The 14,002-nt window shown below is 63.1% G+C and carries 12 protein-coding genes; 6 read left to right on the top strand and 6 right to left on the bottom strand.

Annotated elements, in window-relative coordinates:
- Positions 1–449, bottom strand: a 449-nt coding sequence (locus EN906_RS07205) for a VOC family protein (protein ID WP_164777121.1), incomplete at its 3' end; no start/stop codon positions are given.
- Positions 450–698: 249 nt separating this feature from the next.
- Here EN906_RS07205 and ilvD point away from each other — a divergent pair.
- On the top strand, positions 699–2,543 hold the full coding sequence (gene ilvD / locus EN906_RS07200; protein ID WP_127266619.1) for a dihydroxy-acid dehydratase: 1,845 nt from the start codon (positions 699–701) through the stop codon (positions 2,541–2,543).
- Between the two features lie 168 nt (positions 2,544–2,711).
- Here ilvD and EN906_RS07195 read toward each other — a convergent pair whose 3' ends face one another.
- Positions 2,712–4,466 (bottom strand): ABC transporter ATP-binding protein, encoded by a 1,755-nt coding sequence (locus EN906_RS07195; RefSeq protein WP_127270800.1) that lies wholly within the window; start codon positions 4,464–4,466, stop codon positions 2,712–2,714.
- A 169-nt stretch (positions 4,467–4,635) separates the two neighbouring features.
- Between EN906_RS07195 and EN906_RS07190 the strand changes: the two genes are divergently transcribed.
- The 3 genes from EN906_RS07190 to EN906_RS07180 all read left to right on the top strand — a co-directional run bounded on the left by EN906_RS07190 (position 4,636) and on the right by EN906_RS07180 (position 7,318).
- On the top strand, positions 4,636–5,925 hold the full coding sequence (locus EN906_RS07190; RefSeq protein ID WP_127267474.1) for an amidohydrolase family protein: 1,290 nt from the start codon (positions 4,636–4,638) through the stop codon (positions 5,923–5,925).
- Positions 5,926–6,012: 87 nt separating this feature from the next.
- Positions 6,013–6,279 carry a hypothetical protein gene (locus EN906_RS07185; protein WP_127267473.1) on the top strand — a complete coding sequence of 89 codons (267 nt, stop codon included), beginning with the start codon at positions 6,013–6,015 and terminating at the stop codon, positions 6,277–6,279.
- A gap of 115 nt (positions 6,280–6,394) precedes the next feature.
- Positions 6,395–7,318: a DMT family transporter gene (locus EN906_RS07180; RefSeq protein ID WP_127267472.1), complete on the top strand. Its 924-nt coding sequence runs from the start codon at positions 6,395–6,397 to the stop codon at positions 7,316–7,318.
- Positions 7,319–7,325: 7 nt separating this feature from the next.
- Here the strand turns inward: EN906_RS07180 and EN906_RS07175 are convergent, their stop codons facing one another.
- Positions 7,326–8,228 (bottom strand): phosphotransferase family protein, encoded by a 903-nt coding sequence (locus tag EN906_RS07175; protein WP_127375115.1) that lies wholly within the window; start codon positions 8,226–8,228, stop codon positions 7,326–7,328.
- A gap of 101 nt (positions 8,229–8,329) precedes the next feature.
- Here EN906_RS07175 and EN906_RS07170 point away from each other — a divergent pair, with 101 nt between their 5' ends.
- Positions 8,330–8,962, top strand: coding sequence for a class I SAM-dependent methyltransferase (locus tag EN906_RS07170; protein WP_164748694.1), 633 nt, complete (start codon positions 8,330–8,332; stop codon positions 8,960–8,962).
- 1 nt (position 8,963) lies between these two features.
- On the opposite strand, the gene EN906_RS07165 is transcribed toward EN906_RS07170, so the two are convergent.
- Positions 8,964–11,417: an FAD-dependent oxidoreductase gene (locus EN906_RS07165; RefSeq protein ID WP_127267469.1), complete on the bottom strand. Its 2,454-nt coding sequence runs from the start codon at positions 11,415–11,417 to the stop codon at positions 8,964–8,966.
- A complete protein-coding gene (locus EN906_RS07160; protein WP_127267468.1) occupies positions 11,414–12,301 on the bottom strand; it encodes a phosphotransferase family protein in 888 nt (295 codons plus the stop codon). Before EN906_RS07160 ends, EN906_RS07165 begins: the two co-directional genes overlap by 4 nt.
- Positions 12,302–12,703: 402 nt before the next feature.
- Between EN906_RS07160 and EN906_RS07155 the strand changes: the two genes are divergently transcribed.
- Entirely contained in the window at positions 12,704–13,480 is a 777-nt protein-coding gene (locus EN906_RS07155; protein ID WP_027039687.1) for a DeoR/GlpR family DNA-binding transcription regulator, read from the top strand.
- Here the strand turns inward: EN906_RS07155 and EN906_RS07150 are convergent.
- On the bottom strand, positions 13,477–14,002 hold a 526-nt coding region (locus EN906_RS07150; protein ID WP_164777120.1), incomplete at its 5' end, for an FAD-dependent oxidoreductase. The two genes, EN906_RS07155 and EN906_RS07150, sit on opposite strands and share 4 nt — an antisense overlap.

Below are 14,002 nucleotides of genomic sequence, written 5' to 3'. Positions count from 1 at the left end.
ATCCTGGCGATGTCGATCTTGCTCATCTGCATCATCGCTGACATCACGCGGCCGGCCTTGGCCCGGTCCGGATCCAGCAGCAGGCGCGGCAGCTGCTCCGGCACAACCTGCCAGGAGACGCCGAATTTATCCTTCAGCCAGCTGCATTGCGACGGTTGGCCGCCACCTTCGATGAGCTTGTCCCAGAAGTAATCCACCTCTTCCTGCGTCTTGCAGTCGATCGACTGCGACATCGCCTCGGTGTGCTTGAACTGCGGTCCGCCGTTGAGCGCCTGGAACTGCACGCCGTCGAGTTCGAACGTGGTCACCAGCACTTTGCCTTCATCGGCGTGGCCCTCGGGCCAGCGCATCACGCTCAGCACCTTCGAATTCTTGAAGATGGAGACGTAGAAATTCATGGCCTCTTCGGCCTGGCCGTCGAACCACAGGCAGGTGGTGATCTTTTGCATGTCGTGCTCCTCGGGTTGTTTGGTTGCGTTACGGCGAAACGGCTGACTCCGAACGCGGTGCCATTTCCATGTCGTCTGCCCAAGGACGGGCATGCAGTGCGCCATCCGACAGTGCCACGCATTTTTTTGAGAGAATCTGGCGCATTGCAAAATTGTGGCCAGACCGGGCTTGCGCGTCTATAACGCCTGCGGTCCGAATTCAGCTCCGCCGCGCCATGCCTGGCTGTGGCCAGCCACCAAGGAAAAAACATGCCTGCCTATCGCTCCCGCACCACCACCCATGGCCGCAACATGGCCGGCGCACGCGGCCTCTGGCGCGCCACCGGCATGAAGGACTCGGATTTCGGCAAGCCGATCATCGCGGTGGTCAACTCCTTCACCCAGTTCGTGCCGGGCCATGTCCATCTGAAGGATCTCGGCCAGTTGGTCGCGCGCGAGATCGAGAAGGCCGGCGGCGTCGCCAAGGAATTCAACACCATCGCCGTCGACGACGGCATCGCGATGGGCCATGACGGCATGCTCTATTCGCTGCCGTCGCGCGAGCTGATCGCCGATTCCGTCGAATACATGGTCAATGCTCACTGTGCCGACGCCATGGTCTGCATCTCCAATTGCGACAAGATCACGCCCGGCATGCTGATGGCATCGTTGCGCCTCAACATCCCGACCGTCTTCGTTTCCGGCGGTCCGATGGAAGCCGGCAAGGTGGTGCTCGCCGGCAAGACGCAGGCGCTCGACCTGGTCGATGCCATGGTGGCGGCCGCCGACGACAGGGTCTCCGACGAGGACGTCAAGGTCATCGAGCGCTCGGCCTGCCCGACCTGCGGCTCCTGCTCGGGCATGTTCACTGCCAATTCGATGAACTGCCTGACCGAGGCGCTTGGCCTGTCGCTGCCCGGCAACGGCTCGACATTGGCGACGCATGCCGACCGCAAACGGCTGTTCGTCGAGGCCGGCCACCTGATCGTCGATCTCGCCCAGCGCTATTACGAACAGGATGACGAGACGGCTCTGCCGCGCAACATTGCCTCGAAGGGCGCCTTCGAGAACGCCATGACGCTCGACATCGCCATGGGCGGCTCGACCAACACCGTGCTGCACATCCTGGCTGCCGCGCATGAGGGCGAAATCGATTTCGATCAGGACGACATCGACGCGCTGTCGCGCAAGGTGCCGGTGCTGTGCAAGGTTGCTCCGGCCAAGTCCGACGTGCACATGGAAGACGTGCACCGCGCCGGCGGTATCATGGCCATCCTCGGCCAGCTCGACAATGCCGGCCTGCTCAACCGCGACCTGCCGACGGTGCACACGCGAACGCTGGGCGAAGCGCTCGACCATTGGGATATTTCCCGCACGACCAGCCAGAGTGTGCGCGATTTCTTCCTCGCCGCCCCTGGTGGCGTGCCGACACAGGTCGCTTTCAGCCAGGACCGCCGCTGGGACGAACTCGATCTCGACCGCGAGAAAGGCGTCATCCGCTCGACCGAACATCCCTTTTCCAGGGATGGCGGCCTCGCCGTGCTGAAAGGCAATCTGGCTCTCGACGGCTGTATCGTGAAGACCGCCGGCGTCGATGAATCGATCCTGAAGTTCACCGGCCCGGCCCGCGTCTTCGAAAGCCAGGATTCGAGCGTCAAGGCGATCCTGTCCAACGAGATCAAGGCCGGCGATGTGGTCGTCATCCGCTATGAAGGGCCGCGCGGCGGCCCAGGCATGCAGGAAATGCTCTATCCGACCAGCTATCTGAAGTCGAAAGGGCTCGGCAAGGCCTGCGCTCTGGTCACCGACGGCCGCTTCTCCGGAGGCACGTCGGGCCTGTCGATCGGCCATGCGTCGCCGGAAGCCGCCGAAGGCGGGCTGATCGGGCTGGTGCAGGAGGGCGATACGATCGAGATCGACATCCCGAACCGCAGCATCCGCCTGGCTGTCGATGAGGCGGAACTCGCTGCCCGCCGGGCGGCGATGGAGGCCAGGGGCGCCCTGGCCTGGAAGCCCGAGGAAAAGCGCAAGCGCAAGGTGACGACCGCCTTGCGCGCCTATGCCGCCATGACGACCAGCGCGGCCAAGGGCGCGGTGAGGTTTGTGCCGGAATAGAGCAGTTCTTCCTTCTCCCCTTGTGGGAGAAGGTGGCCTCGCGAAGCGAGGTCGGATGAGGGGTGTTCCAGAAAACACCAACGCCTCATTCCGCTGGAACACCCCTCATCCGTCTCGGCGCTGCGCGCCGATCCACCTTCTCCCACAAGGGGAGAAGGGAAGAGTGTGCTACGGCATCAACTGATACTCATAAAGCTTCTGGTAGAGCCCACCCTGCTTGAGCAAGGTCTTGTGCGGGCCGCTTTCCACCACCTTGCCGGCTTCGAGCACCACGATCGTGTCTGCCTGGTGCACCGTCGATAGACGGTGCGCGATGACGATCGTCGTGCGGCCTTCCGTCAATTGCTGCAGCGCGTCGCGGAACAGCGCTTCCGATTCGGCATCAAGCGCGCTGGTCGCTTCGTCCAGCAGCAGGATCTCGGCATTGCGCAGCATGGCGCGTGCGATCGAGATCCGTTGGCGTTGGCCGCCCGATAGCAGGCCGCCATTCTCACCCACATCCGTCTCGTAGCCTTTCGCCTGTGCGCTGATGAAGTCATGGGCGTTGGCCGCCTTGGCGGCGGCGATCACCTCTTCGTCGGTCGCACCCTCGCGCCCAAGCCGGATGTTGTGCATGATGGTGCCGGCAAACAGGAATGTATCCTGGCTGACATAGGCGATCTTTTCCCGCAGCGATGCGAGCGTCGCATGGGAAATATCCTGGCCGTCGAGCAGCACCCTGCCGCTCTTCGGGTCGTACATGCGCATGATCAAGTTCAGAACGGTCGACTTGCCGCCGCCGGAAGGCCCGACCAGCGCCGTCATCTTGCCGGGCGCAAGCGTCAGATCGAACCTGTCCAGCACCGGCGGCCCATTCTGATAAGCGAAGTCGACGGCGTCAAACTGGATCTCGCCCGGTCCGGCCAGAAGCGGCTTCGCGTCGGGCTTCTCGACCAGAGTCAGCGGCTGGTCGGCGAGCTCGAACATCATGCGCACGCCGACAATACCGCTTTCCAGCGATATGCGCACGCGCGCAAGGCGCTTTGCCGGCTCATAGGCAAACAGGAGCGCTCCGATGAAGGCCATGATGTTTCCCGGCATCTGGCCGCCCTGCAAGACCAGGAAGCCGCTGACGAAGATGGCCCCGGCAATAGCCAGCCCGGCCAGCGTCTCCATCACCGGGCTTGTCGCAGCCTCCAGCGTCGCGATGTTGTTGGCCCGGTTCTCGACGTCCGACACAGCCTTGTACATGCGGTTGCGCATTGCGCCTTCGAGGTTGAAGGATTTGACGACGCGCACGCCGATTGCCGTTTCCTGCATCACCTGCACGATCTGGCCGACCGAGCGAAACTCCATCGCGGCGAACTTGCGAACACGTTTGAGGATGCGGTTGACCCCGTAGATAGCCAAGGGGCCGATGACGAAGCAGATTATGGACAAGGCTGGCTGCTGCCAGACCATGACTCCTACCAGGACAACCAGCGACAACAGGTCGCGCACATAGGACGTGACAACGAGGTCGAGCACGTTGCGCGCCGCCTGCGCATTGTTGGTCATGCGTGTGATCAGGTCGGACGACGAGGTCGAATGGTAGAATTCGATGCCTTGCGCCAGGATGCGGTCGTAGATCTTGCGCTGGCGATCGGCGATGATGGCGTTGCCGACCCGGCTCATGAAATAAGCCTGGATGAAGTTGGCGAGACCCTTGAGAATGAAGATCGTGGCGACCCCCGCCGCAATCAGGTTGACGCGGTCAATCCGCTTGAAGACCACGAATTCGTCGGTGATCTCTTTGAGAATCCAGGCGCTGGCGCCGGTCGTGGCGGCCACCACAAGCATCGACAAGATCGCGGCGCCGTAGCCAAACCTGTGCTGATAAAAGGATTCCCGGATCAACCTCGCAACGAGGCGCTGGTTTTCCGTCGAGCGGAAGAAACGAAACAAACGGCGGATCCTTGAAACCGGGACAACGAAGGCGGCTTATAGAGGGAGTTGCGGCCGGATGGAACCATCCGCGGCCGCCGCGGACAAACCGCTGTTGCAAGCGGCATCGACGGGATGCGATTTTCAGCCTCGGCACTATCAGATGATTCTTTTGACGGGATGACGACAGATGGCTTTCGACCTTATCGTTCGCGGCGGCACACTGCCTGATGGCAGGGTTGCCGACATCGGCATCAACGGTGAGACGATCACGGCGATCGAGCCCACCCTGCAGGGTCCTGCGCGGACCGAGGTCGACGCCCGCGGCAACCTGGTCTCGCCGCCCTTCGTCGATCCGCATTTCCACATGGACGCGACGCTCTCCTACGGCATTCCGCGCATCAATGCGTCGGGTACACTGCTCGAAGGCATTTCGCTATGGGGCGAGTTGAAGCCGCTTTTGACGCATGAGGCGGTGCGTGATCGCGCATTGGCCTATTGCGACTGGGCGGTGTCGATGGGCCTACTCGCAATCCGCACCCATGTCGATGTCTGCGATGACAGGCTGCTGGCGGTCGAGGCGCTGCTCGAGGTCAAGAAGACGGTCGCTCCCTATATCGACCTGCAACTGGTCGCTTTCCCGCAGGACGGGTTTTATCGCGCTCCATCGGCGCGTGAAAACACCATTCGCGCGCTCGACATGGGCGTCGACATTGTCGGCGGCATCCCGCATTTCGAGCGCACCATGGCCGACGGCACGCGCTCGGTAACGGAGCTGTGCGAGATCGCGGCCAGGCGCGGCCTGATGGTCGACCTGCATTGCGACGAGACCGATGATCCGCTGTCGCGTCACATCGAACAGCTTGCGTATGAGACGCAGCGCCTTGGTCTGCAGGGCAAGGTCGCCGGTTCGCACCTCACCTCGATGCATTCGATGGACAATTACTATGTCTCGAAGCTGCTGCCGCTGATCGCCGAGGCCGACGTCTCGGTCATTCCCAATCCGCTGATCAACATCATGCTGCAGGGCCGCCACGACACCTTCCCGAAGCGCCGGGGCCTGACTCGGGTCAAGGAAATGCTGGCGCTCGGCATTCGCGTCGGCTGGGGCCAGGATTGCGTGCTCGATCCCTGGTATTCGCTAGGCACCGCCGACATGCTCGATGTCGCCTTCATGGGCCTGCACGTCGCTCAGATGTCGAGCCCGGCGGAGATGGCGCGCTGCTTCGACATGGTCACCAACGTCAATGCCGCGATCATGGGCCTCGATCATCTCGGCCTGGCGGTCGGCAAGCGCGCCAGCCTGGTCGTCCTCGATGCCGGCAATCCGGTGGAGGCCCTGCGCCTGCGCGCCGAACGCCTGTGCGTCATCGCCAGGGGCAAGGTGGTGGCGGAGCGGACGAAGCAGGAAACCAGGCTGTCCATCGACGGAAGGCCGGTACTTGTGAACCGACGGCACCATTCGCATCAGGACCAATAGGACACCGCATCTGCATCAAGGGTCTGAGCTTCGCCCGTCCGGAAATAAGTCTACATAAAGACTCCACTTTTATTCGAGGAGGATTCCATGTGGCGCAAGACTGTGATGGCGGTGGCGTTGACGGTGCTTTGCACCGGCTGCACGACGGTGACGGCAGAGGACCGCCGCGCCGCCGACGAAGCGAAATGCCGGTCCTACGGCTTCGTCAAGAAGAATGACGCCTTTGCCGAGTGTCTGCAGCGCATCGATCTGGAGCGGCGTGCGGAGCTCAGACGCACCCCGGCTTTCGACCCCTGGGACAGGCCGGTGATCTATCGGCCCATTATTCTCAGGCCGCAGCCAAAAGGGAACTGAATCGCGCAGACCCAGCCGATTCCCGAGGCTGGCCTTGCCGATTTCCGGTTTTCTCCTCGTCAAAGCCGCCGCTTCCGTCTACGACGCGGCTAACTAGGGAGGAATCGGGATCGGCATGACGCAGCCCGTGGCGCAGAATTCGACGATCAGGAATGTGCTTCTGGCCGGCATTCTGCTGATGCTGGCCGGCGACTTCCTGTTTGCGCTGAACGACGCCATGGGCAAGTGGCTGGTCGCCAGCTTCTCCGTCGGCCAGGTGGTGCTGATCCGCTCTATCGGCGCCTTCTTCGTGCTCGGCCCGATGATCGCCAATCAGGGCCCGGCCAAGCTGTTTCGCATGGAACGCCTGGAGCTGCAGCTGCTGCGGGTGGTGATGACCACGCTCGACACCGCGCTATTCTATGCCGCCGTGGTCTATCTGCCGCTTGCCGATGTGATGAGTTTCTACATGGCCGGGCCGATCTACGTTGCGGCACTCTCGCACCTCCTGCTTGGCGAAAAGGTCGGCTGGCGCCGCTGGATGGCGATCCTGCTCGGCTTCTGCGGCGTTTTGATCATGCTGAAACCGTCCTCGGCGGCGTTCTCGCTGTCATCGGGTTTTGCGCTGGTAGGCAGCATCTCCTTCGCCTTCGCCATCATCCTCAACCGCCGCCTGCGTGGCACCAGCGACACCAATCTGGTGACATGGCAAACCATCGGCACGCTGCTGGTCGGCGGTGTGCTGACCATCGGCGCCTGGCAGACGCCGTCGGCACTCGATCTCGGCGCCATGCTGCTGCTCGGTATCGTCTCCTGCGGCGCCCACCTGATGATCACCAGGGCGCTCAAGCTGGCGCCGGCTTCGACATTGGCGCCGCTGCACTACACACTGCTGCTGTGGGCGGTGGTGTTCGGCCTGGTGTTCTTCGGCGACGTTCCCGGTCCGCGCATCCTGATCGGCTCGGCCATCGTTGTTCTCGCCGGCCTGTTCATCTTCCATCGCCAGAAAGTGGTCGAGATCACTGTGCCGCCCGAAAACGTGCCGAAGGGCGTGAGTTAGTCCAGGCTCAGTCCCGGTGTATTGCTGCCAGATGCCGCGAAAACTCCGGCGTCTCCATCAACGCCTTGCAGCGAGCGAAACGGCCATCCGCATAAGCGCGAAAATCATCGACCGGGTTGTTGTTGGCGAGCTGGATCAGCCCCCACAAGGTCCACAACAGGTCGCACATTGCCTTGTAGATGACGATGCGGCCGCGCTCCGCCGGCCTCGCCTCGCCGCCGAAATAAGCGCGTATCATCTCTTCGTCCTGGGCGGCGTCGAACTTGCCCTCCACGCTGAGGTCGCCAAGGTCCCAGAGCGGATCGTTCATGCCCGAATATTCCCAGTCGACGATCCACATCCGCTCGCCAGTATCGAGAAAGTTCTCGCACAGCGGATCGCAGTGGCAGGCGACGATCGGCAGCGGATGGGCGGCCAGCGCCGAGCGCACGGTTTCCGCCTCGCGCACCACGTCATGATAACCGGCGGGCAGGGCGACCTCCTTGGTGGACAGCACCTTGAGGTAATCGTCGATCATCGCGAACAATTCGAAGCGGAAGGGAAACACCGCGCCTGAATCGTGCAGCTTGCGAAAGGCTTCGCCGGCGCGTGCCGGACTGCCCGGACGTGTCCGGAATTTCTCCGGCGACATCGTTTCGGCGCCGGCGATGTAGCGTGTCACCATCACCCCGGTACCGGGGTCGACATGCAGCACCTCGGGACTGACCCCTGCCTTTGCAGCTTCGCGCGCGGCCACCGCTTCGTTGGCCCGGTTGATGTATTCCTCGGTGCCCTTGCCGGGAATGCGCAGGCAGAAGTCGCCGGCCTTGAAGACGAGATTGGTGAGGCCGCCCAGCCGTTCCAGCGGCCCGCTGTAGCCGGCCAGCATGGGAATGGCGTCCAGTGCGGCACGCGCCTCGTCTGTCACCATGCCTGCGCCCCCACGCTGTTATTTGTCGCAGCGACGGTTCCACAATTTTCGCGCTTTGGCTATCATCACTGCGAGATCAAAAATTGGCGGACTGGATAAAAGTGGCGGACAGCAAACATCAGGGCGCGCTCGGCGCGGCCTACGCGGCAAAGCGGCCCGAAGAGGTGGCCGCACTCTATGACCGCTGGTCGGAAACCTATGACGCCGACATGTCGGCCGCCGGCTATCGCCATCCAACGATCTGCCTTGCGTTGCTGGCCCGCCATCTGCCGCGCGGTTCAGCACCGCTGCTCGATGCCGGGGCCGGCACCGGGCTCATCGGCGAATGGCTTGATATTGCTGGTTACCCGCAAGTCGAGGCACTCGATATTTCACAAGGCATGCTGGATCAGGCGGCCCGCAAGGGCGTCTATTCCGCGCTCCACTGCCTTGCGCTCGGCGGTCATCTGCCCTTTGCCGATGATGCCTATGCCGGGATCATCTCGGCCGGCGTCTTCACCTCGGGCCATGTCGGCGTCGCGGGGCTGGACGAGCTAATCCGCATCTGCCGCCCGGGCGGCGTGATCGTGCTGACGGTCAAGAACACGCTGTGGGATGCCGGCTTTGCCACGCGTGTCGGCGAGATCGAGGCGCAAGGCCTCGTCACCCGCGTTGAGGAAACGCGTCCTTACGTCTCCATGCCGGGCGAAGCCGACACCGTGCCAAGCCGCGGCCTCGCTTTGCGCGTTATTTGACCTACGCTTTGACCCTGGCGCCTGCCGGATCATACATCGGCTCGAGGTGGATATTGGCCGGTGTCCTCTCCATCGCAACCACCAGTTCATAGCCGCCGGAGACGAGAAAGTCGTCGCTCACCCCGTCGACGTTGCGCACATAGCCGTAGCCGATGTTCCTGCCCAGCGTGTAGCCGTAACCGCCGCTGCTGAGATAACCGACCGGCTCGCCATTGCGCAGGATGGTTTCGCGGCCGAGCAGCACGATCTCGGGGTCTTCGACCGTGAAGCCGGCAAAGCGTTTCTTCAGTGCCGCGCCGCTGGTCTTTTCCAGCGCGCGCCGTCCAACGAAATCGGTGTTCTTGCGCAGCTTGACCGCCCAACCGAGCCCGGCTTCCTGTGGCGTGTCGTTGGGGGTGATGTCGGATCCCCAGGCGCGATAGCCTTTTTCCAGCCTTAGCGATTCCAGCGCCCGATAGCCGACCGGTCGGATGTCATGCTTCTCGCCTGCCGCCATCAGTGCGTCGAAGACTTCGCCGGTGGCCGCGATCGGCACATGCAGTTCCCAGCCGAGTTCGCCGACATAGGTGACGCGCAGTGCCCGAACCGTGTGGCCGGCGATGGCAATCTCGCGCACATGGCCGAACGGGAAGCCGGCATTCGACACGTCGGCTCCGGTCGCCACCGAGAGCACGTCGCGCGCCCGAGGACCCATCAGCGACAGCGTGCCGAAATCCTCGGTGACGTCGACAAGCCTGGCGTCGAGCCCTTCGCCGATATGATCGCTGATCCATGAGGAATCATGCGTGCGGAAACCGGTGCCGGTGACGATATAGAACTTCTCTTCGGCCAGCCGCGCCACCGTCAGATCGGCCTCGATGCCGCCGCGCGTGTTGAGAAGCTGCGTATAGGTCAGCCGGCCGACCGGCTTGCTGACGTCGTTGGCGCAGATCCAGTCCAGCGCCTTCAACGCATCTGGCCCGGTCAGCTCGTATTTGGCGAAAGACGATTGATCGAAGATGCCGACCTTATCCCGCACATGCCGGTGTTCGTCGCCGACCGCCGCGAACCAGTTCTGCCGGCCCATCGAATAGATGTCCTGCGGCTCGACGCCTAGCGGTGCGAACCAGTTCGGCCGCTCCCATCCGAGCTTCGAGCCGAATACGGCGCGCTGCTGTTTCAGCCGCTCGTACAGCGGCGAGACGATGCGCGGCCTCCCGCTGGCATACTCTTCATGCGGAAAGCCGATCGTATAGTGTTTGCCATAGGCCTCCAGCGTGCGGTCGCAGACCCACTGCCGGTCGCGGTGCAGGTTGGAAAAGCGCCTGATGTCGACCACCCACAGGTCGAGCGGTGCTTCGCCATCGACCACCCACTGCGCCAGCACCCAGCCGGCGCCGCCGCCCGAGGCGATGCCGAAGGCGTTGAAGCCGGCGCCGACGAACATGTTGGCGCATTCGGGCGCTGTGCCGAGAATGAAATTGCCGTCCGGCGTAAAACTCTCCGGCCCGTTGATCATCTGCTTGACGCCGACGGTTTCCAGCGCCGGCACACGCGCGATCGCTTGGCTCATGTGCTGCTCGAAATGGTCGTAGTCGTCGTCGAACAGCCTGAATTCCCAATCATTGGGAACGTCGTCGCCGGGGAGACCAGTCGCCCAGGCCTGCGGGTTAGGCTCATAGCCGCCCATCACCAGCCCGCCGACTTCCTCCTTGAAATAGGTGCGTCGGTCAGGGTCGCGGATGGTCGGCGCGTCGGTCGCCAGCCCGTCGATCTTCTCGGTGATGATGTACTGGTGCTTCACCGGCTGAAGCGGCACGTTGATGCCGGCCATGGCCCCCACTTGCCGCGCCCATTGGCCGGCGCAGTTGACCACCTTGTCGCAGGCGATGTCGCCCCTGCTGGTCTTCACCGCCGCGATGCGGCCGTCCTTCATCTCGAAGCCGGTGACGCGAACATCCTCGAACAGTTTGGCGCCATGCATGCGCGCGCCCTTGGCCAGCGACTGCGTGATGTCGGAGGGGCTCGCCTGGCCGTCAGTCGGCAGCCAGGAGGCGCCGACGAGATCGCCGGTCTCCAGCAGCGGCCACATCCTTTTCACCTCGTCCGGCGACAGCAATTGCATGTCCATGCCGAAGCTTTTTGCTGTCGTCGCCAGCCTTTTGTACTCGGTCCAGCGGTCGGCGTTGGTGGCGAGCCTGAGGCAACCGGTCATCTTCCAGCCGGTGGCGAGACCGGTCTCGGCCTCCAGTCCCTTGTAGAGGTCGACGGAGTATTTCAGCACGCGGGTGATAGACGCCGACGAGCGCAATTGCCCGACAAGGCCGGCGGCATGCCAGGTCGAACCCGAGGTCAGCTTGCCCTGCTCCAGCAGCACCACGTCAGCCTTGTGGTCGCGCGCCAGATGATAGGCCGTCGAACAGCCGATGATGCCGCCGCCGATGACGACGATGGCGGCCTGGCTCGGCAATGTCATGATTTCTGTATCCCGTATTTTGTCCGGTAGTTTTCCAGTGCCGCGTCGAGCCGGGCGAGGTTTTCCTCGGTGTAGGCGACGTAGTCGATGCCCGGTGCGTCGAGATAGAGCTCGGAGACCATGCTCCACATCGCCTCGCGCAGCAGCGAGGCGCATTGCATGGCCGCGTGCGAACGGCGGATCGCCTCGTCCGGTTCCTTCATGAAGTAGGCGGTCAGGAAGGCAAAGGATTCCTCGTCGCTCATGCCGGCATTGGAGGCGGCGCCTGCGAGGTCGAACATCGCCGTGTTGAAGCCGGCATATTCGAAGTCGATCAGCCATAGTCTGTTGCCGTCGTCGAGAATATTGGCCGGCAACAGGTCATTGTGGCCAAAGACGATCGGCAGCAGTTTCTGCGCGCGCTCCAGTTCGTCGGCCAGTGTCAAAAGGCGCGGCAAGTCGCTGCGCTTGCGGCTGCCGCCTTCTTCAAGCGTGCGCGCATAGTCGCGAATGACATGGAACACCCAGAACATGAAGCCGGCGCCCGAGACGTGATTGGGCATCTCCCGGTGGAAGGCGCGCATCAGGGCCGCGACCCGGCCGAGATTGGCGCGCACGTCTTCCGCCAGATAGGTTTTCGCACCGAGAAATTCCGTCACCAGTATGCCTGGTTCGGCATGGCGGACGGCTGGCGCGAAACCGGCGGCATGCGCCGCCCGCGCGGTCATAACCTCGCGCTCGCGAAAGACATGGTGGAACGGATAGTCCTTGCCGAAGCGCACGACATGTCGTCCGGCCGCGTCCGTGACCACATAATTCGCGTTGCTCAGGCCGCCGGGCAGCGGTGCGATCTCGATGCTACCGGTCCAGCAGGGCAGGGCGCGGATGCGATCTTCGGCGGTCACGGAACATCCCTGGTTTGCTGGGCTTCGACAAGGCGCCGTGAACAGCGCAACGATGGCGGGAGAAACGTAAATGATCTCGTCGGTGCGGGACGCCAGGATCGGTATCCCGCACCGCACCGACGAGCCCCTTGGCCAGGTTTTTGAGCCCGGCATCCGCCCCCGCGGATCTGAAAATTCCTTGAACAGGCACGTTTCCAAACGGCCTGATCGCTGAGTTGCGGCACTGCCCCCAGTCGCAGATCTGAAGCCTGTTGATGTCTTCGATTTCACGCCAGGGCTGCCCGCTTGTCAATAAAAAGGTGTGACTTTTTTTGGGTATTTTGCCCGAAAGCGTAAGGTAGTTCCTTTAAAAGCACTTGAATTACCTTAAAATCGGTCAGGAGCATCAGTTCGGGAAACCAGATGGCCCAGTCCAAACGACACGGCGAGATCCTGCGGCTCCTGCAGGAAGAGGGCACCGTCACCATCGCCAGTCTGGCCGACCGGCTGGGCGTGTCGCTCGAGACGGTGCGCCGCGACGTCAAGCCACTGACTGGTGATGGCTCTGTCCTCAAGATGCATGGCGCCATCGGCCTGCCGTCGATGATCGGCGAAGCGCCGTTCGAGCGGCGTATGCGTGAGAACGCCGACGCCAAGCGCGTCATTGCCCGCATGGTCGCCGCCACCATACGCGACGGCGAATCGATCATGCTCGACACCGGCACGACGACCTCGTTCCTTGCGCGTGAACTGCTCGGCCACCGGCGCCTGACGGTCGTCACCAATTCCTCGGATATTGCCCGCACCCTGGCCACCATCAACGGCAACAAGGTCTATATGGCGGGCGGCGAGCTGCGCAGCGATTCCGGCGCTGCTTTCGGTGCCTCGGCGATTGATTTTGTCAGTCGTTTTTCGGTCAGCCACGCCATCATTTCCACCGGCGGCGTCGACGCGGTGATGGGCGTCATGGATTTTGATCTGGATGAGGCCGAGTTCGCCCGCATGGTGCTGTCGCGCGGCCAGCGGTCCCTCGTCATCACCGATCACTCGAAATTCGGCCGTCTTGGTCTGGTCCAGGTCTGCGGCTTCGACAGCTTTTCCGAACTCGCCACCGACCGCTCGCCGCCGCACGACCTGGCTGCCGCCCTGGCCCAGGCCGGCGCGCGGCTCAGCATCGCCGGCGAGGAAGCCGGGTTCTAGCCGAACACAAGCGACTGGTGGGCGCAGACGCCCGCAAAGGTGCCACCCGATACCGCAAAGGCAATATTGTGCATCGAACGTGCCGCGTCGCCGGCGGCGTAGACGCCGGGCACGGTCGTCTGCTGCCTGTCATCGACTGATATCACCGGGCCGAGGAGGCCTTCGGTGAAGCCGCAGCCGAGCTGTTCGGCCAGCGGGCTGGCCATGATGTTGCGCGGCGCGGTGAACATCGCCCTGACGCCGGCCTTTCGGCTATCGTCGAGGTGGACGATCAACCCGCCGGAGCCGTCTTCCCTTAGCTCGGCAACGCTGGTGGGCTCAAACCGCACCTTTCGGCTCTCCAACGCGCGCATCTGATCTGTGTCGGGTTCGAACAGACCATTGCCGAACAGTGTGACATCACCCCAATCGGCGATCAGCTGTGCCTGATGCAGGGACATCGGGCCGGTTGCGAGCACGCCGAGCGGCCCGCCGGAAACCTCGTAGCCGTGGCAATAGGGGCAGTGCAGCACGCTCCTGCCC

The sequence above is a fragment of the Mesorhizobium sp. M7A.F.Ca.CA.004.06.1.1 genome (genome assembly GCF_003999135.1).
Taxonomy (GTDB): Bacteria; Pseudomonadota; Alphaproteobacteria; order Rhizobiales; family Rhizobiaceae; genus Mesorhizobium.
The sequence above is the reverse complement of the archived record's forward strand: the minus strand, read 5'-3'. Positions and strand labels throughout refer to the sequence as shown.